Here is a 17790-nt window from a genome sequence, read left to right as displayed (position 1 = left end):
GTTAGGTTTTTATAATCTAAACAACTTTCCAAAAAGTCCTTCTGATTTTAATGCATACTTTAATTCATAACTTGATAGTCCTTGTTTCATCGCTTGCATAATCTCACTTATTTCTTGTTGAATGGATTCATTATCTTTATACCATCCCAACAATGTACTATTATCACCCCAAAACGATGAACCATCTATTCCAAACAAAGCATACTTAGGCTCACCTTTTTTAGTTGCGAATACATTAGATGATGTTATCTTATGACAATTTACAATTGATTTTCCATCATAAGATGCGATTAATATCTTCCCTGTATTGGTTGTGGATAAGGGTTTATCCGCAAGTGCTGTTCCCATTAAATAATCTAATGAAATATTTAGTTGACTCGCTAATAAAATCAGTTTTTCAACCTCGGGATATCCTTCATCCAATTCCCATTTCGATACCGCTTGGCGACTCACATCCAACATATTGGCTAAATCCTCTTGCGTTAATCCTTTTTCTTTTCTAATTTGTTTTAAGTTATCTGAAAATGTCATTGTAATTCCTCCTCTATTTAACTATCTTAATCATAAGATTCATTCAATAAATTTCCACCAACCTCAACTTGCATCTACGCAACTTAAAGTAGAATCACTCTTTTGATTTCTTTTCCTTAAGTAATTCTTCTTGATTTTTTAGTAATTGATCAATTTTTAGATGTAAATCAGATAAAATAATTTCTGTTTTCACATTTACGCGATAATCATTTTCAGCACGTTCTCTATCTTTTGCCTCTTGTCTATTTTGGCTCATCATTATAATCGGTGCTTGCATTGCTGCAAGACAAGACAAAACCAAGTTTAACAAAATAAATGGATAAGGATCAAACTTCTTTTCTACAGCTGAATTGTACATCATCCAACCACACAAAATAGACATAAAGATAATAATGAACGTCCAACTTCCCGCAAACTTCGCAAGACTATCTGCAGTCTTGTCACCAACAGTAAGTTTTGTTTTGATTTCTTTCTTTGCCATTTTACGATCTAGTAACAAATGAATGATTTCTTCATCTGTCATTTCTTCATCAACATCCTCAAGTATTTCTTCTAATAATTTACTTTTATCTTCCATATTATATCAATTTCCTCTTTCTAAAATAGTATAAGCATCCAAACACAACCACAACACTAATGCCTATGACAAACATATATCCATACTCCCATTCAAGCTCCGGCATATTCGCAAAATTCATACCATACCAACCCACAATTAACGTAAGAGGTAAGAAAATCGCGGTAATCACAGTAAACAATTTCATGATGTTATTTAATTGATAATCCAACATTGCATCCAACGCTTCTCTTAGATGAATCAAATCTTCTTGTTTTGCAACACAAGCATCATAAAGACGATTACTCTTATTCGCAAAATGTTTAAAATGTTTCAATTTATTTTCATCAAATAAATCATTTTCATTTTCTTGTAGGTACAATCCAATTTCTTCCAGTTGTTGATAATAATTCTTCAAGATACTTAATTGATCTTTTAGTGCAAAAATTCCTCGATTCAATTTAGAACTTGCACGTTCCTCAACAACACTTGACTCCATAATTGAAATCTTTTTATCAATATCCTCAATCACTTCATATCCATTCTGCAATAACATTTCCAAAAGTAAAGCGATAATCTTTTCAAACTCTGCATTCCCCAGATAAGCCTTAGTAACTGTTTCAAAGATATTGAATACACTCCTATTCTCATCTTTGAGTTCAATGAAATAAAAGCGATTCTTCATGATTAAGAACGCAATACGATCTTTCTCATTATAGACATTGCATATATCTATGACATTTATGATACCAAATGTAAATCCATCATAATCATCCACACTATTTTTATATTGAGCCTGATTACTGTTGCATATTATCTTAACTAATTCAGGAATATTGGTATGTGCATTTAATTCTTCCATTGTTAAGTATGCGATTATAGGTAATTCATCATTCTCTTGTTCAACAAGTTGGAGTTTATTGGATTTAATTACGTAAATCATCTTCTTCTCCTTCAACATTACCCCATGTAATTATGTTGGGATGTGGTTTCAATCCTAATTTATCTTGTAAGTGTTTTGATGCATCATTATATGGTGCAACTTGACAAAATGCATAACGATGATCTTCCAAACATTTTGAAATTAGAAATGATTCTAAATATGTACCAATACCCTGTAGTTTAAACTCATCCAGAACAACCAAGATACCCATTGACCCCTCATCATGGAAACCAATGAACCCACAACATACTTCTTCTTTAAATGCACCCCAGATATTACCACTCTCAAGTCGACTCATTATATATCTTGTATCATCATATCCATGATAATTTTCTATGACAAAATCAAAATAACTTTCATCTAGTAGTCTAATTTCAATATCATCTCGTTGTTTAAATTCAATAGATTCACCATCAAAGAAGTAATTACAACATTTGAATGCATCATCCATTCCTTGAATATATTTGCATAAACCTTCTTCTTGAATACAAAATGCCTTACAAAAGCTCAAATCAATATGACTCATTAATTCATCATATTCATTCTCGTCTTCTGAAGCAATGAAGTAACAATCCATGTCCTTCTTATACATCAGTAATGAGTTTTCAGTCTCAAATAAACGAATTACCATTGGATCATTTTGTAAATGCAGCAAATTGCAATATTTCCTAATATCTTTTCCTAAGTCCATCTTTATCACCTGATTTTATTATAACATCACAAAAGAAAAAGATGTACATGTGTTATGTTCATCCTCTTCTTATATTTATTATTGTAGATGTCACTTAATTACTTTATAAAACAACTTCCTTTCAAACCCATATTTCTCTAATGTTCTATTGCATGTATAACCCAGACGTTCCATATTGTTTAGACTATATTTATTTTTAGGAGAAACAGTTGCACATAACAAATTGATATTCTTACCTTTCGCATATTCTTCAATGAGGGTTCCTAAATGATATTGAAGAGAATTTCCAAAATATTTACTTCTTACAATACAAAGTTTATTGTTCGCTACTTTTGCTTGGCTAATATCTACATCCTTAAGTGATAACGAAAGATTTTCCTCATCTTTAGTAGGAAAATACAAAACTGAAAATCCTGCAAGTTCACCTTTGTACCAAGCACCTATTGTAACATGAGGATTACACAAACATTCTTCAAGCATATCAACACTATTTTCTCGTAATAAATCTTTTTCTGTAAGATTACTTAATGTTTCATTTTGAAGATTCAATATTAAATTTAAATCATCTAAATTACACTGCCTAATCTCAAACTCATGAAAGGGAATCTTATTGTTTATTTGCATTGATTTACCTCACTTTCGATTTAATTAATTCTTGATAAAGTCCTGGTTCAACTAAATCTTTTAATTTCAACCGATTATAAACGGTATCAATTGAATCATCTAAATCTTTACCATGTTTTTTACGCCATTCCATCCATTCATATTCCAAGCAAAAAATATTTCTAAAGTTTTGTGGTTGTGCTTTGATTTTCATTTGTTGGATTACTTTACTGTGCACAACTAAAAAGAAACGATATGCAAATAAATCATCTATTACATTGAATGATATAACACCATTTTTTTGTAGAATATAAACCGTTTCAAAAAAAGTTAAATAGTTTGAAATTTGTCCTTTTAATACATTTAAATTACAAGGTACATTTATATCTCTTGAATTACTACATTTATTACTGCATTTACAACTATTGTCTAAACAGTTTTGTAACATATTATATAAATCCAAGTAATCTTGATTTTCAACAAATGACTTATTTAATTCAATTAAAAATGTTGCCCGAGTAATCTCTTTCGAATCAGATAGCTGTTTAATCGCAATAATCAAAGATATAATCAACCCTACAGCCTCTAATACTGAAATTACGGTAGATATCAATGATCCGGGATCTAAATTAAAGATATCCTTTATGAGCGTGGTTAATGAAATAATCGCAACAACTACCAATACAGGTGTTATCGCAATTAACAACATATGTTTGTTTCCCTGTTTAAAAAAATGCATAAAATCTCCCCCTTTTAATTATTTTATAAACTTTTCAGGATACTAAATTGTAGTTAAAAATGATTTATTAAATCCATATGATTATTTACGTTATAGATCTATTAAGATGAATTTGGTTGAATATTTATTAAATATTACACTTATTCTAAGACTATTGTCAATGAACCCCTCTATTTATGTCCGCATTTAAACAAGAAAAAAGATGTACACGAATGTACATCTAACTTGGAAAGGGATAGATTATAGTAATCCAATAAATGAACAAGCAATTGCAAGAACGATTGTTCCAATGATTAGAATTACTGGGCTTACTTGTTTCTTCTTTAGAAGGTAGAACATTAATAATGTATATCCAAGAGGTAAAATTTTAGGGAAAATAGTATCTAAGAATGCTGTTTGGATACTAACTTCGATTCCTCCTGCAACACTAATTACAGGCAATAAATTAATTTTTACATATGATGCGATTAGAGCACCAATAACTGTGATACCAAGAATTGTTGCAGAGTTTGCAATAATATCTGAGTTTTCTTGAAGCATTTCAAATGATTTAGTACCTAAACGATATCCCATATGAGTCCATACGATACGTAATACCCAAATAGCTAAATAAGCACCTACGAAAATAATTGGACCAATAATTAATCCTTGAGATGCAAATGAGCAAGAGACACCTGCGATAATTGGTAGGAATGTAAACCAGAAGATAGCATCTCCAATCCCTGCGATAGGACCAAATAGAGCAAGTTTTAAACCTTTAATTAAACTACGGTCTTCTCCATTTTCTTCAAGAGAGATTAATAATCCCATCAAGAATCCAACTAAGTTTGGATGTGTATTAATGAATTCAAGGTTATCTGTCATTGCAGTTGATAGACCTTCTGGATCATCTGCATAAATTTTTTCTAATGCTGGAAGTTGAGCTAGTAACCATCCACCTGCTTGCATTCTTTCATAGTTAAATGAAGCTTGTAGGAAAGATGAACGTAAACCTAGCATTGTTATATCTTTTTTAGTAAGTTTTTTAGATGCCGACATTTTTATTTCCTCCTGTGCTTCCTGAATTGTTCTTGATTGCTTCTTCAATAGCAGTTCTTCTTGCTTTTGCATTAAAGAAATCAAACAATGCAAATGCTGTACCTAACATTGCTACTGGAAGTAGGTTGTTCATTGGGATGAAGTTCATCATTAAGAATCCAGCGATAAAGAATGGGATGTATTTTGCTTTCATCATAACGCGTAGTAACATACCAAATCCGATAGCAGGTAAGATTCCTCCTGCAACTTCTAAACCATGGATTAACCATGCAGGCATTGCAGTAACAAATTGTGCCATAGGTTCTTGTGCTAAGTAAGTACAAGCAAATACGATAACACCATATGATAATGCTACGATAAGTGTAGTTGTGATGTTAATATTACGAATTTTCGTAACATTTCCTTCTTCTGCAGCTTTATCAGCTCCAGCCATAAAGAATGAAAATGATGAATAGAAGAATAAAATTACATATTGCATTAAGAATGAGAATGGTAAACATAATCCTAATGCGATTTCAGGACTTACACCTGCTGTGTATGCGATTGTTGTTGACATAAATCCAGCTAAAACTGGGTTAGGAGGTTGTGTTCCTCCAGCAGGTGTTAATCCTGCAAAAGCTAATTCTGTTAAAGCCCCTGTTGCTAAACCTAGTTGAACATTACCTAATATAATTCCTGTCACTGTTGATACAACAAGTGGACGGAAAATAAATAATGCTTCTAACCAGTAATCCACACCGATAATAATAGCGGCAATTGCAAGCATTAAACCTTGCATTAATGTGATTTGCATTTTTCTTTCTCCTTTTTTATTTTAAATTTTTTCGATTGAGTCGCCTGGAACGTCTTGACAATAAACATTGCTACCATGTTCCTTTACAAAGATTAAATCAGCCATGTCTTGATCATCAACATAAACTTTCTTTGTGATTGCACGTTTCCCATTTGAGAAGTGCATGTTACCAACGTTGACGTCCTTTAATACAACACCTTGTTCAATTAAGCGCTTAACTGTTTCTGGTGTTTTAACTACAAGGAAAATCTTTTGGTCAGGTGAAGCATTATCAATAACTTGTGCAGTATAATCAACTGTAAAGAAACGAATGCCTACACCACTTGATTTAGCAGTGAAAGTCATCAATTGTTGTTGAAGTTGATCATTAGCTACATCATCATCACAAACTACAATTAAATTTGCTCCGATAGTTTTTGTCCAAGTCACCCCTACTTGTCCATGTACCAAGCGATTATCGATACGTGTCAAAAGAATATTTTCTCCTTTCATCATTTCACCTCCATTTCCTTACCCTTTATCTAGCAAAAAGCGTGCCAACTTTATGTCGGCACGCTAATTATCCTTTATTTATAAGTAATTTTCAATGTAATTAAATATATAATAAATTTCAGAAACAGGTATTTCGACACTATAGTTCATTTCTACGACACTAAATATCTCTTTTATTATTTGAATGAAGTCACCATGGTTTTCAATAAACTCAATTGGTTCTTCAATAAGTTGAACTTCATTCTTCAGTATCAAGCGTTCAATTAAGCACGATAAGTGAACATAGAGCCCAACTTTACTTGCTGCTGGCAAAGGTTTTGATAAGTGTTGTTCCATACCAATAACCAATTCTTCTACATCATCCAATACTTTTTCAGCATTTAATATTGTTAAATGGTTGACGATATTGTTTAATGTAAAGTTCTTGATGATGTTTTTCTTCATAATCTCGATTTCATCTTCACTTAAGAAGTCTTTCATCAATGATTCCAATTGATCCATTTCCGAGTTGAGTACTAAATCCTCAATAGCGATAAATGGTATGTCTTCAATGTATGGATTCATTGTTCCTAATATGAAAGAAACATCATATTTTTCAAATATATAATCTGTCTTACCATGCTCTGCAAGCTTATTGTAGTCGTAACTAACAATCTCTGCATCAATGTTTTTTGGTAAACTTTTCTTAAATAAGTCAATAATTTTCTCTGCAGCACCCATTCCTGTAGCACATACAGAGAGAATTGCTTTTTTCTTTGCACGGTTTTGAATGTATTTATATTGCGATGTTGTATCTAAACAAGCAGTCTGTAATATCTTAGAAATATCTTCCCCTTGTTTAATCTTACTTCCAATAATTAACGCAAGTTTTGTATTTACGTTATTCACAATACTGATATTCACATTCGGTATTTGCTTAATTCCTTTGTAGATATCTTCCAATGAACCCATATCAACAAGCAAAACCAAATCATCAAAATAATTCTTCATTTTCAAGTAATCATTTAGTTGATTTGTAATCTTATCAACACTAACATCCAATTGCATATCAATTGCATCAAAGATATTTACATTTAACATCTTATTCACCGCGTCGGCAAGTGATGATGCCGTTGAATAGCCATGACATAAGATAACAGCGATCGTTTTGTTATTGGATTCTTCACGATGCATATCACAAATCATCAACATCAATCGGATCTTCATCATTTCATCTACTTCAATGTCCAAGTTAATTCCAATGTTATCAACAATTTCAGTCGCTATTGCATATTCACGAGGATACTTCATTTGGAATATCTCTGAGAAGTCATGAATTTCTTGGGTATGATTACTTAACCAATTCTTAAGTTCGTGACTAAGTCTTGCATATTCACTTAAATAACGAGATACAAGTAAAATATCATTGTTACTTATTTTTAAGTTGTACCGATTCATTACGATAGAAAATATTTTATCAGTAATCTTTTTTGTAAATTCATGATTAGGACTTGAACCTTGACTACGATCAAACATTAAATAATCACTATATTGATCTATGACTCCTTGAAGTGTTTCGTTGAGAATACGGTTCGTCAATGGGTTTTCTTGATATTTACGATAACTATCCAACATCTTTTCATAAACCCCAATTAACTTCGCATCATATGGATTGGGTTGATATGGAAAACACAATTTCACCATTTTCTTGTCTTTAGTGCCTTGTAGCTTAAAGTTAATTACTGGAGCAAGTTGTAATACATATTCAGGTAAATTATTCGCATGGATTTCAAGTAAATCACTACCTTGGTTATCCTCTAGAAACGCATTCGCGCACGTAGCACGAATACTATTCATTAAACCTCCAACATTACCTGGTATAGTTGTATCCATAAATATTTGATAAGCTAATGAACTTATCTCTATTGTTTTACCAATTTCTTTTGATTCATTTTTAAAGATTGATGCTAAAAGCGCAGATTTTTCATTTCTTGGTCTTTCTTCTAATGCTGGTATTTTAACTACAATTGGAATTCTTCTCAATAGTGTTTTCAATAAGACATCTTCAGGATTTTCAGTTGTTGCGAAGATCAGCCGAACGTCCGAATGGAACCAATTTTCGTTATCCCCTACACGATGATATACTCCTTTATCCATGAATAAGAATAACTTTTCTTGGCATTCAGCCTTCAAACAATGCACTTCATCCAAAAAAAGGACTCCACCATCAGCTAGTTGTATTAAACCTGGATTGTCTTTATCAGCACCCGTATAAGCCCCTTTTTTATGACCAAACAAATTCGCAGTCAATAATTCAGGGTTATTTGCATACTCACTACAATTGACTACAACAAACTTACTTTCTGGTGTTATGATTTTTGCACAAATTGCATACTCATACGTCGTTTGTGCAATTCTACTTTTACCAGTGCCTGTAGCCCCATTCAATAATATTGGTAATCCCAGTGGCGGATAACTAATAGCTGCTTTACATTGTTCAATCGCATGACGCAATGAATCACGAGCTCCTATCAATCGATCAAAATCTTCTTTTTTTAATGTTAGTTCTTCAAATGACTCAAAGACACTATTTTCTAACTCTATTCCTTGTTTCTCTAACTCTTTAACACCAAAAAAATAGACAGGTCTCGAATTAATTTTAACAACTTTATTGTCTTGGATGAATTCATTTAAGTATTGAGATACACTGTTTCTACTCAATGACAATTCATTTGCAAGACATGAAGCAGTAAAACATTCCATTGGTACAGGTCCATTCTTTTCGGTATAGAAGTTTAAGAGTTCTAGTAATTTTTCTTTCATAGCTCTACCTCATTAAACATATTCTAACGTAAATGAAGTTATGTTACAATCTTGTTAAGGTCGAAGAGCACATGAAAACTAAATTAATACAAACATTAAAACCTACTCATAAGATTTCAATGAAGCAAGTTCAATCCCTTGCTGTTTTAGCGATGAATCAAACTGATGTTGAAACGCTTGTTAATGAGATTGTACAAGAACATCCTTTATTAGAAATACATTCAGATTATTACCCAGTAAGTCATGACATTGATTTCAATCAAATCGCAGCCACTGATGATATTTCATTAGTAGATGAACTATTAGAACAAATCAACACAAGTAAATTCAAGAATATAAACTGTGCCAAGGCTATTATTTATCATTTAGATTCTAATGGATATTTACTTACTTCATTTCAAGAAATAAAACGTGCTACTCACTTTACAATTAAAGAATTAAAAGAAAGTTTGTTGTTTATTCAAACGCTTCAACCCTATGGAGTAGGAGCTCGAGATTTAAAAGAGTGTCTATTGATACAATGTAAAAGAATGCAAATCAAAGACCAAGATCTTGTTATACAATGTATCGATTATCTACAAGATTTATCAAAAGGTTATTTCGCAAAAGTTGCTAAGGCTCTAGAAACAGATGAAAATACCATTAAATATTGTTTAAGCAAAATAAAATTATGCAATCCGAAACCAGGTGCAAATTTCAATCATATTTCCAATTATATCTACCCTGAAATTACAATCATAGAAACCGATGATGATTACATCATCCAAACAAAAAATATAAGCCAATTTTTATCTATCAACCAAGAACTAAATGAGACAGCGGATGTCGAAGTTAAAAAATACATCAAGGAACAAACTCGTGTATTAAAAGAATTACTTAACTCATTAGCTAAAAGAGAATCCACATTACAAGAGATATGTACTGTATTATTTCATATTCAAAAAGATTCTATTTTACACGACTTACCCCTTAAGCCTTGCACCTATAAACAAGTAGCTGAGCTTGTGAATCGACATCCATCTACTGTTTTTCGTTGTATCCAAAACAAAGCTATGCAATATCAAGAAAAAGTCATTTTACTTTCTTCCTTATTTACCAACCAAAGTACGGATGGATTAAGTAGTGATGCCATTAAAGATCAAATCAAAAAAATAGTGCAAAACGAAAATAAAAATCGCCCCTTCAGTGATGAACAGTTAGTTCAACTACTTAAGGAACGAGATATTCATATTTCTAGACGATGTATTGCGAAATATCGTGATCAATGTCGTATACCAAACTCAACATTGCGTAAGACTATTTCTTGAACTTGATGTGAATAAGAGTTGTAACTTCTTCTCGATAACTTCCAGGTACATCTTGTACAAAACAAGTTACACCATGATCAAGGATTGATTGAATTGAAACCGCATCTTCCTCATTGATATATACTTTTCTAGACAAAGGAACTTTCCCTTTCTCATAATGCATATTGCCAAGATTTACTGCATCAATCGGTAAATCTTTTTCTAATAATTTCTTTACTGTTTGTACATTTCTTACAACTAAGAACATTTTAGAATGAGGACTACTATCTTGCACCGCTTCCACAAATTCATCTATTGAAAAGAATAAAATACGGATATTATTTGATTTTGCGACAAATTCCATCAAACGTTGTTGAAGAGGATCCAATACAACCTCATCATCAACCACCACGAGGACATTAACATCTAAACTTGCAGACCAAGGACCACCCACTTGTCCATGTACTAATCGATTATCAACACGAACTAAAACAATTTTACCCTCAACCTGCATAATAAACCTTATACTCTATTTTAATTGTTTTGCTTGATTATAGAGACTACCTTTCATTACTAAAAGTAATACCACAATTTCAATAGCGATGCAACCACTCACTGTTCCTATGATGAGTGTATTTTGAGTTCCACTCAAATGTGTAATTAAGATTCCTATATATGCCCATATAATCACCGCCATATAATACGGATTCTTAAACTTCCATGCAGTTAGTGATGTAATTATTAAACCTACTATTGTAATGATAATCATCCATGTAACAGGTGATTTACCAAAGCCATTCCAATTGATTGATACCAAGAAAACAACAATATTTGCTATGGTTGCAATACTTATCCAACCCGTATATATACCAAAACAACTTTTTAACCAAATATCAGGTTTAAATTTTCTTAATTCAAACATAATCATCAACAAGGTCACAAGAATTCCTAACATAATCACAACCGTGATTGTGATTTGATTCAAATGCCAAAACAACATCCATATTCCATTAAACACATTGGAAATACTCAATATATATCCAATACGATTCATGGTATTAAATTCAATATCACTCAATTGCTTTTTACTGAAATATTTGAATACAACAACGATTAATAAGATATATATCACACTCCATATTAAAAAGGTAATTGGTGCTGGAGTGAATAAGTTAGGATATAAGTCCGAAATATCTTTTGTAGAATATCCATTAAATTTGAATATATTGGTGTAACTATTCATCAATAAAGTGAAGATTGTAGTAACTAAAACTAGGTAACGCGATGGTATCTTTCTAATCATAAAAACACCTCCTACTTCTAATTACATCACGCTTTCTATAGAAGTCAACGAATATGATATTTCACAATATGTTCAAAATACATTTCTAATATTCTATGTTATGATATTTATAGATAGATGGATGGAGGTATTTATGATTTATCAAGATATAATGAATCATCAAAGAATTTTTTTCGATTCAAACAAAACTAAAACTGTCGAATTTCGTAAAGCTCAATTATTGAAGCTTAAGCATATGTTAAAAACACATGAGGATGAGATATTAGACGCTTTAAATATGGATTTAAGTAAGTCTAAGTCTGAATCTTATTTAACTGAGCTAAGTATTGTCTATTCAGAAATACATACTGCATTAAAAATGTTAGATAGATTCGCAAGACCTTCTTATAAATGTGTACCAATTCATTTATTAGGTTCGTATAGTTATACATTAAAAGAACCCTATGGTATTGTGCTTATCCTAGCTCCATGGAATTATCCTGTACAATTGACACTAGCACCTTTAGTAGGTGCGTTAGCTGCAGGTAATACTGCTATTATCAAGAGTTCAAAGAGTAGCTATGCTACATCATCACTACTTCAAAAATTAATTAATGAAACATTCACTATTGATACAGTGTATGCATTAGATCCAAAAGTAGATCCTGAATTATTATTCAAGTTTAAATATGATTACATCTTCTTTACAGGAAGTGAACGAGTTGGAAAGATGGTCATGGCTCACGCAGCTAAGTCATTAACCCCGGTAACACTTGAACTTGGTGGCAAGAGTCCAACATTTGTAACTCGTAGTGCAAATATTGCGCAAGCTGCAAGACGTATTGTATGGGCTAAATTATTAAATGCAGGACAAACCTGTGTTGCTCCTGATTATATTCTTGTAGATAAAAATGTAAAAGATGAGTTAGTTGAACACTTAATTGACCAAATCCAAAGACAATGTCCTAAAGGTATTAATGAAGAAAGTTATCCTCGTTTAATATCTGCAAAAGCATATCTTCGAATTAAGAAATTAATCGGTGATGAAATGTATAAAACAGAAACATCTTTTGATGATCAAACTTTCAAGATTGGTCTTACCCTATTTACTCACGCTACATTTAAGAGTCCTGTTATGAAAGAAGAAATCTTTGGACCAATTCTTCCTATTATTGAATATGAAGATTTATCGCAAGCAATCGAAACCGTGAAACAACAACCTAAACCGCTTGCATGTTATATCTTCAGTAGAGATAGCATTACGACAAAGAAAATCACTGATGAAGTATCATTTGGTGGTGGTTGCGTCAATGATTGTGTTATGCATCTTGCGAATCACAATCTACCATTTGGTGGTGTTGGGCAAAGTGGTATGGGCACATATCATGGTAAATATAGTCTTGATACTTTCTCTCATACAAAATCAATTCAAAATAATTCATACTTAATTGATTTACCATTACGATATAGTAAAAATGATAAGACTTTAAATATCATTCGTAAAATTCTGAAATAGAAAAAATCCAGTCGCACATGACTGGATTTTATTTATTTAGCTAAGATAATTGATGTAAGTTCGATAGGTTCTACAATCTTACCATCTTTGTATACACGCATGTTTCCACTAGCGATTTCATCAATTAGAATTACTTCATTGTTATTATAACCAAATTCAAATTTAATATCATATAAATCTAGACCTTTTTTCTTTAGATCTTCAGCAACAACTTTTGTGATTTCAATTGTTTGTTCTTTCATGCTGTCATACATTTCTTCACTCATGATACCTAATAATGCTAAAGCATCTTTTGTGATGAGTGGATCCCCTTTATCATCATCTTTTAATGTTGTTTCAACGTATCCATTAGGAATAACAGTTCCATCTTCAATGTAAGCACCATAACGACGTACAAAGCTTCCTGTTGCAACTAAACGGCAAATTACTTCAAGCCCTTTACCAAATACTGTTGCAGGTAAAACTTCCATTGTAGCTTCTTCCACATTTGCATCTACATAATGTGTTTTTACACCTTTTTCTTTAAGAATTTCAAAGAAATGAATAGATGTTTCTAAATTTGCACGACCAATTCCATCAATTGTTAAACCTACAGAATTTTCACCTGGATCAAATACTCCATCTTTTCCTGTGCAATCATCTTTAAACTTCAAAAGAACATTGCCATTGTCTAAAGAATAAACATCTTTAGTTTTCCCTTCGTAAACTTTTTTCATTAACCTTTTCCTCCATGTTCAGGTTGCCCTAAAACGTTATTATTATAGCACGCACACATTTCCATGAAAATATATTTTATTTCAAAATGATATACTTTCTTATTAATCTTATAAACTATCCTTTATTCATAATAAAAGGAATTATCAATTATTTGACAATTCCATATTTCCACGTATTTAAACCTCCAAAATCAAAAATATGAGTAAATCCTTGTTTAACTAATAAATTCGATGCACTTTTACTACGATTACCACTACGACAATAAACAAGAATCGTATCCTCTTTATTTAATTCTTCAAATCTTGTTTCTATTTCATCCAATGGAATATTGATGGAATCTTCAATATGTCCTTCTGCATACTCTTCCGGTGTTCTAACATCTAAAATGACTACATCTTCTTCTTGAATCATGCGATATGCTTCCTTTGAATCAATTGTCTTAAACCCTGAATCACTAGAACATGATGTTAAAAATCCCAATGATAAAGTAACTAGTAAGGTCTTAACGAGTGAATTTTTCATAATGTACTTTGCTTTCTTCATAACGGTCACTACTTTCGCGAATTTCATCTGGATGACCAATCGATATACATGCTACAGGTATGATATGCTGAGGTAATTCAAATTCAGTTTGATACCATTCTTTCATGGAGTCAATTTTAACCCCAAGCCAAACTGCTCCTAATCCCATTGCATGGGCAGATAACAATATATTTTGTACCGCCGCGGAACAATCATTGATAATATAATCATGTTCTAATAAATCGGTATCACCACATACTAAAATCGCAAGTGGTGCTTCGTTTAACATTTTATAGTATTTTCCATACTCAGATAATTTTTTTAATTTAGCACGATCTTGAATAACCACAAAATGCCAAGGTCGACGATTTCTTGCGGATGGAGCACAAAAACCTGAATTCAATAATTCATGAATCATTTCATCAGATATTGCCTCATTTGTATATTTACGTATACTTTTTCTTGTATTGATAGCTTGTAGTGTATCCATTATAGTTGTTCCCATTCCTTTTCCTTAAATCCTACTAGTACTTTATCATCGCAAATAATCAAAGGTCTTTTCACTAACATACCATCCGTCGCAAGTAATTTGATTTGTTCCTCATCACTCATTGTTGGTAATTTCTTTGTTAATTCTAATTCACGATATAACATACCACTTGTATTAAAAAATTTCTTGATGGGTAATCCACTCTTTTGTATCCAATGCTTCAACTCTTTTTCTGTTGGATGATTGAGTTTAATATCTCTAAATTCATATTCCATTCCCTTTGTATCTAACCATGCTTTTGCTTTTTGACAAGTTGTACATTTTGGGTAACAAATAAATAACATCTTCATCTTACTCTCTCTCCTTTATCACGACTTTAATTGTATCTCCTGCTTGCTTATTTATTTTAGCACGAATTTCTTTTCTTATACCAATGATATGGCAAGGCGTCTTCATGCGTACAAGACTTCCTTCATACGGTTCGCCATCAAAGGTGGCATAAACTTTCACTCTGCCTTTACCAAATTCTTCTTTAACATCATATGGAAATTCAATATATGCACCATCTATATCTGGCACTTTTTTTATTATTGCCTCAAATTCATATTGTTTTAGATTCATAAACTACCTCTCTTTGTATTTATTATAAAATATTCTTCTCTAAATTTGTAAAACAAGCATTTTTAAAAGTGGGTTTCCCCACTTTTATTGCACTAATTCTAATGAATTTGATAAACGACTTTGTGTCTCTGTCTCCATAATGAAGAAATGTAGATGAGATCCTGATGCCTTCCCAGACATACCAGTAACTCCCAGTTTGTCACCTTGATTCACTTTTGCGCCAACTTCAAGAGTAGATTCATCTTTTAATTGCCCATAATAACTGCTTTGACCATTATCATGCTCAATAATGATATAGTTTCCATTATTAGTATCATAACTTGCCTCATTAACTATACCATCAGCAATTGCCTTAACATCCGCATTAGAATTGTTTGGATCTCGAATATCAAATGCTTCATGTCCTATATAACATCCCCAACTACAAGTTACTTCATACTTATCTAAAGGTGCAATATAAGATAGATTCTTATTTTCTAAATCTGTTTTCATCTCCTGAACATTATTTTCAAAATTGATTATTTCAGTATTAGATTTGATAATTTCTATCTTAGCTTTATTCATATTAAGTTTTTTTAATAATTCTTCCATTCGTTGGTTCTTTATTAACAGATCACTTTCTTCATTCTCTAAAACTTCAATTTCTTTTTCAATTTCTTCTTGTTCACGAACAAGCAAAGTTTTTCTTTCCTCTAATTCCTCTATTGTAAAATCATTTATTTCATCTCGAAATGCTTGAATTTCTTCGGATTCTTCAGTTGCCTCATTAGTAGGTTCACGAGTTTCATTAACTATTGGTGTTGGTGCAATCTTCGGTGTTGGTTCTGGTGCTGACTTTGGATTAGTGAGTAATGGTACAATCAGAAATAACCCAATAACTACACAAAAGATTAATACCCAAAATTTTGGTTTTTTATAGTTCAACATATTTTTAATCCTTTCTTTTGTGTTCGATTCTTTAAAAGACACAACCATAACATAAGGACTTGTTGCAAAATCTAGCAATGTCATACCAAACCTTTGTTTACATTCTGTACCTAATCGATTCACAACTTTTTCATCACATGAGAATTCCATATCTTTTGACATTAAATAGAAACTCAACCATACAAGCGGATGAAACCAATAAACAGTTAATATCATGATTCCAACAAACTTAATTAATGAATCTTTTCTTTCAATATGAATAATTTCGTGCGCTAATATAATTTGTTTTTGTCTTTCATTTAAATTCATTGGGATATAAATCTTTGGATGAAAAACTCCTACAATGAATGGTGATAAAATCGAATCTGATTCATAAATATTATCCACAACTCGAATTGAAAATCGTAGTCTTTGTTTTAGCTTAATATAATTTATACTAAAATAAAGAATCAACACCACAATTCCAATGATCCAAATCAGTGCTAAAATATTCATCAATGATATTGATTGATTTACCTCAATACCTTGATAGACAGTTTTTTGTATTTCTTCGCTAACCTTTGGCATATCATCTAATACCTGATAAGTAATTGTCGAAGGCACACTTAAAACACTTACTTTACTTTCAAATGAAATTGGAATTAGTAAGCGAATTAATACAAATAACCATAGAGTGTAACTGAATATTTTAGGGGCTTTTTTAAATAACAATCGAACTATTAATACAACAACAATAACAATACTTGCACCATATGACATGGATAAGATTGTACAAAATAGCGATGTTATTAATTCCATAGGAATCACCTCTATTCTTTATAGTTATCAATTAAGTTTTTTAAATCATCTACTTCTTTTTTTGATAATTTCTTGTCTGACAAGAAAGCTGTAACAAACTTAGGTAATGATCCTGAAAAGGTTGTCTCAATCACATCTTCACTTTCATACTTTTGAATCTCTTCTCTTTTTACAAGAGCAGATACCATTGAACTATCATTCTTTACTGCACCTTTTTCTTGTAACCGTTTTAAGAAAGTGTAAGTGGTTGATTTTTTCCAATCAAAAACATCAGCACAAATTGTAACCAATTCTCCTGATTGAATAGGTTCATTATCCCAAATCAATGACATGAAACGAATCTCTGTACTTGTTAATTTCATTTTACCACCTCAAGTCTACTCGTGTAGTCTTTATACATGAAGTTTAGACTATCCACTCTCTTTTGTCAATATCAACAATAA

The 17790-nt window shown here is 31.6% G+C and carries 21 protein-coding genes; 2 read left to right on the top strand and 19 right to left on the bottom strand.

The window, feature by feature from the left end:
* Nucleotides 1-9: 9 nt before the first annotated feature.
* The 10 genes from RR643_RS03360 to RR643_RS03315 all read right to left on the bottom strand — a co-directional run bounded on the left by RR643_RS03360 (nucleotide 10) and on the right by RR643_RS03315 (nucleotide 9188).
* Nucleotides 10-531 (bottom strand): helix-turn-helix domain-containing protein, encoded by a 522-nt coding sequence (locus RR643_RS03360; RefSeq protein ID WP_332468761.1) that lies wholly within the window; start codon nucleotides 529-531, stop codon nucleotides 10-12.
* A 94-nt stretch (nucleotides 532-625) separates the two neighbouring features.
* Complete coding sequence (locus RR643_RS03355) at nucleotides 626-1108, bottom strand: DUF1003 domain-containing protein (protein WP_332468762.1); 483 nt, start codon at nucleotides 1106-1108, stop codon at nucleotides 626-628.
* Nucleotide 1109: 1 nt separating this feature from the next.
* A complete protein-coding gene (locus RR643_RS03350) occupies nucleotides 1110-2030 on the bottom strand; it encodes a magnesium transporter CorA family protein (RefSeq protein WP_332468763.1) in 921 nt (306 codons plus the stop codon).
* Nucleotides 2014-2721, bottom strand: a complete 708-nt coding sequence (locus RR643_RS03345) for a GNAT family N-acetyltransferase (RefSeq protein WP_332482324.1) — start codon at nucleotides 2719-2721, stop codon at nucleotides 2014-2016. Before RR643_RS03345 ends, RR643_RS03350 begins: the two co-directional genes overlap by 17 nt.
* Before the next feature lie 90 nt (nucleotides 2722-2811).
* Complete coding sequence (locus tag RR643_RS03340) at nucleotides 2812-3345, bottom strand: hypothetical protein (RefSeq protein ID WP_332482323.1); 534 nt, start codon at nucleotides 3343-3345, stop codon at nucleotides 2812-2814.
* A gap of 4 nt (nucleotides 3346-3349) precedes the next feature.
* A complete protein-coding gene (locus RR643_RS03335; protein ID WP_332468766.1) occupies nucleotides 3350-4063 on the bottom strand; it encodes a hypothetical protein in 714 nt (237 codons plus the stop codon).
* Nucleotides 4064-4303: 240 nt separating this feature from the next.
* Complete coding sequence (agaD, locus tag RR643_RS03330) at nucleotides 4304-5101, bottom strand: PTS galactosamine transporter subunit IID (protein WP_332468767.1); 798 nt, start codon at nucleotides 5099-5101, stop codon at nucleotides 4304-4306.
* Nucleotides 5088-5894 (bottom strand): PTS galactosamine transporter subunit IIC, encoded by an 807-nt coding sequence (gene agaC / locus RR643_RS03325; protein WP_332468768.1) that lies wholly within the window; start codon nucleotides 5892-5894, stop codon nucleotides 5088-5090. The genes agaD and agaC overlap by 14 nt, the downstream gene beginning before the upstream one ends.
* Before the next feature lie 21 nt (nucleotides 5895-5915).
* Nucleotides 5916-6389, bottom strand: a complete 474-nt coding sequence (agaB, locus tag RR643_RS03320) for a PTS galactosamine transporter subunit IIB (protein ID WP_332468769.1) — start codon at nucleotides 6387-6389, stop codon at nucleotides 5916-5918.
* A gap of 75 nt (nucleotides 6390-6464) precedes the next feature.
* A complete protein-coding gene (locus tag RR643_RS03315; protein ID WP_332468770.1) occupies nucleotides 6465-9188 on the bottom strand; it encodes a sigma 54-interacting transcriptional regulator in 2724 nt (907 codons plus the stop codon).
* A 71-nt stretch (nucleotides 9189-9259) separates the two neighbouring features.
* Between RR643_RS03315 and RR643_RS03310 the strand changes: the two genes are divergently transcribed.
* Nucleotides 9260-10495 carry an RNA polymerase factor sigma-54 gene (locus RR643_RS03310; protein WP_332482322.1) on the top strand — a complete coding sequence of 412 codons (1236 nt, stop codon included), beginning with the start codon at nucleotides 9260-9262 and terminating at the stop codon, nucleotides 10493-10495.
* Here the strand turns inward: RR643_RS03310 and agaB (RR643_RS03305) are convergent.
* Complete coding sequence (agaB, locus tag RR643_RS03305) at nucleotides 10485-10988, bottom strand: PTS galactosamine transporter subunit IIB (RefSeq protein WP_332468772.1); 504 nt, start codon at nucleotides 10986-10988, stop codon at nucleotides 10485-10487. The two genes, RR643_RS03310 and agaB (RR643_RS03305), sit on opposite strands and share 11 nt — an antisense overlap.
* A 15-nt stretch (nucleotides 10989-11003) precedes the next feature.
* Nucleotides 11004-11777 (bottom strand): hypothetical protein, encoded by a 774-nt coding sequence (locus tag RR643_RS03300; RefSeq protein ID WP_332468773.1) that lies wholly within the window; start codon nucleotides 11775-11777, stop codon nucleotides 11004-11006.
* 133 nt (nucleotides 11778-11910) lie between these two features.
* Between RR643_RS03300 and RR643_RS03295 the strand changes: the two genes are divergently transcribed.
* A complete protein-coding gene (locus tag RR643_RS03295; protein WP_332482321.1) occupies nucleotides 11911-13272 on the top strand; it encodes an aldehyde dehydrogenase family protein in 1362 nt (453 codons plus the stop codon).
* 32 nt (nucleotides 13273-13304) lie between these two features.
* Here RR643_RS03295 and RR643_RS03290 read toward each other — a convergent pair whose 3' ends face one another.
* The 7 genes from RR643_RS03290 to RR643_RS03260 all read right to left on the bottom strand — a co-directional run bounded on the left by RR643_RS03290 (nucleotide 13305) and on the right by RR643_RS03260 (nucleotide 17709).
* Nucleotides 13305-13988: a phosphoribosylaminoimidazolesuccinocarboxamide synthase gene (locus tag RR643_RS03290; RefSeq protein WP_332468775.1), complete on the bottom strand. Its 684-nt coding sequence runs from the start codon at nucleotides 13986-13988 to the stop codon at nucleotides 13305-13307.
* A 148-nt stretch (nucleotides 13989-14136) separates the two neighbouring features.
* Nucleotides 14137-14532: a rhodanese-like domain-containing protein gene (locus RR643_RS03285; protein WP_332482320.1), complete on the bottom strand. Its 396-nt coding sequence runs from the start codon at nucleotides 14530-14532 to the stop codon at nucleotides 14137-14139.
* Nucleotides 14492-15016, bottom strand: a complete 525-nt coding sequence (locus RR643_RS03280; RefSeq protein WP_332482319.1) for a nitroreductase family protein — start codon at nucleotides 15014-15016, stop codon at nucleotides 14492-14494. Before RR643_RS03280 ends, RR643_RS03285 begins: the two co-directional genes overlap by 41 nt.
* Entirely contained in the window at nucleotides 15001-15351 is a 351-nt protein-coding gene (locus RR643_RS03275) for an arsenate reductase family protein (RefSeq protein WP_332468778.1), read from the bottom strand. Before RR643_RS03275 ends, RR643_RS03280 begins: the two co-directional genes overlap by 16 nt.
* A 1-nt stretch (nucleotide 15352) precedes the next feature.
* Entirely contained in the window at nucleotides 15353-15622 is a 270-nt protein-coding gene (locus tag RR643_RS03270) for a DUF1905 domain-containing protein (RefSeq protein ID WP_332468779.1), read from the bottom strand.
* Between the two features lie 84 nt (nucleotides 15623-15706).
* Nucleotides 15707-17347 (bottom strand): M56 family metallopeptidase, encoded by a 1641-nt coding sequence (locus tag RR643_RS03265; RefSeq protein WP_332482318.1) that lies wholly within the window; start codon nucleotides 17345-17347, stop codon nucleotides 15707-15709.
* 11 nt (nucleotides 17348-17358) lie between these two features.
* A complete protein-coding gene (locus RR643_RS03260; RefSeq protein WP_332468781.1) occupies nucleotides 17359-17709 on the bottom strand; it encodes a BlaI/MecI/CopY family transcriptional regulator in 351 nt (116 codons plus the stop codon).
* Nucleotides 17710-17790 lie beyond the last annotated feature (81 nt).

The organism is Anaerorhabdus sp. (genome assembly GCF_036637135.1).
Classification (GTDB): Bacteria; Bacillota_I; Bacilli_A; order Erysipelotrichales; family Erysipelotrichaceae; genus Anaerorhabdus.
The sequence above is the reverse complement of the archived record's forward strand: the minus strand, read 5'-3'. Positions and strand labels throughout refer to the sequence as shown.

What these genes read in the sequence shown, in the direction of transcription:
- RR643_RS03360 (WP_332468761.1), bottom strand. Translation starts at nt 531, where the DNA reads ATGACATTTTCAGATAACTTAAAACAAATTAGAAAAGAAAAAGGATTA.
- RR643_RS03355 (WP_332468762.1), bottom strand. Translation starts at nt 1,108, where the DNA reads ATGGAAGATAAAAGTAAATTATTAGAAGAAATACTTGAGGATGTTGAT.
- RR643_RS03350 (WP_332468763.1), bottom strand. Translation starts at nt 2,030, where the DNA reads ATGATTTACGTAATTAAATCCAATAAACTCCAACTTGTTGAACAAGAG.
- RR643_RS03345 (WP_332482324.1), bottom strand. Translation starts at nt 2,721, where the DNA reads ATGGACTTAGGAAAAGATATTAGGAAATATTGCAATTTGCTGCATTTA.
- RR643_RS03340 (WP_332482323.1), bottom strand. Translation starts at nt 3,345, where the DNA reads ATGCAAATAAACAATAAGATTCCCTTTCATGAGTTTGAGATTAGGCAG.
- RR643_RS03335 (WP_332468766.1), bottom strand. Translation starts at nt 4,063, where the DNA reads ATGCATTTTTTTAAACAGGGAAACAAACATATGTTGTTAATTGCGATA.
- agaD (WP_332468767.1), bottom strand. Translation starts at nt 5,101, where the DNA reads ATGTCGGCATCTAAAAAACTTACTAAAAAAGATATAACAATGCTAGGT.
- agaC (WP_332468768.1), bottom strand. Translation starts at nt 5,894, where the DNA reads ATGCAAATCACATTAATGCAAGGTTTAATGCTTGCAATTGCCGCTATT.
- agaB (WP_332468769.1), bottom strand. Translation starts at nt 6,389, where the DNA reads ATGATGAAAGGAGAAAATATTCTTTTGACACGTATCGATAATCGCTTG.
- RR643_RS03315 (WP_332468770.1), bottom strand. Translation starts at nt 9,188, where the DNA reads ATGAAAGAAAAATTACTAGAACTCTTAAACTTCTATACCGAAAAGAAT.
- RR643_RS03310 (WP_332482322.1), top strand. Translation starts at nt 9,260, where the DNA reads ATGAAAACTAAATTAATACAAACATTAAAACCTACTCATAAGATTTCA.
- agaB (WP_332468772.1), bottom strand. Translation starts at nt 10,988, where the DNA reads ATGCAGGTTGAGGGTAAAATTGTTTTAGTTCGTGTTGATAATCGATTA.
- RR643_RS03300 (WP_332468773.1), bottom strand. Translation starts at nt 11,777, where the DNA reads ATGATTAGAAAGATACCATCGCGTTACCTAGTTTTAGTTACTACAATC.
- RR643_RS03295 (WP_332482321.1), top strand. Translation starts at nt 11,911, where the DNA reads ATGATTTATCAAGATATAATGAATCATCAAAGAATTTTTTTCGATTCA.
- RR643_RS03290 (WP_332468775.1), bottom strand. Translation starts at nt 13,988, where the DNA reads ATGAAAAAAGTTTACGAAGGGAAAACTAAAGATGTTTATTCTTTAGAC.
- RR643_RS03285 (WP_332482320.1), bottom strand. Translation starts at nt 14,532, where the DNA reads ATGAAGAAAGCAAAGTACATTATGAAAAATTCACTCGTTAAGACCTTA.
- RR643_RS03280 (WP_332482319.1), bottom strand. Translation starts at nt 15,016, where the DNA reads ATGGGAACAACTATAATGGATACACTACAAGCTATCAATACAAGAAAA.
- RR643_RS03275 (WP_332468778.1), bottom strand. Translation starts at nt 15,351, where the DNA reads ATGAAGATGTTATTTATTTGTTACCCAAAATGTACAACTTGTCAAAAA.
- RR643_RS03270 (WP_332468779.1), bottom strand. Translation starts at nt 15,622, where the DNA reads ATGAATCTAAAACAATATGAATTTGAGGCAATAATAAAAAAAGTGCCA.
- RR643_RS03265 (WP_332482318.1), bottom strand. Translation starts at nt 17,347, where the DNA reads ATGGAATTAATAACATCGCTATTTTGTACAATCTTATCCATGTCATAT.
- RR643_RS03260 (WP_332468781.1), bottom strand. Translation starts at nt 17,709, where the DNA reads ATGAAATTAACAAGTACAGAGATTCGTTTCATGTCATTGATTTGGGAT.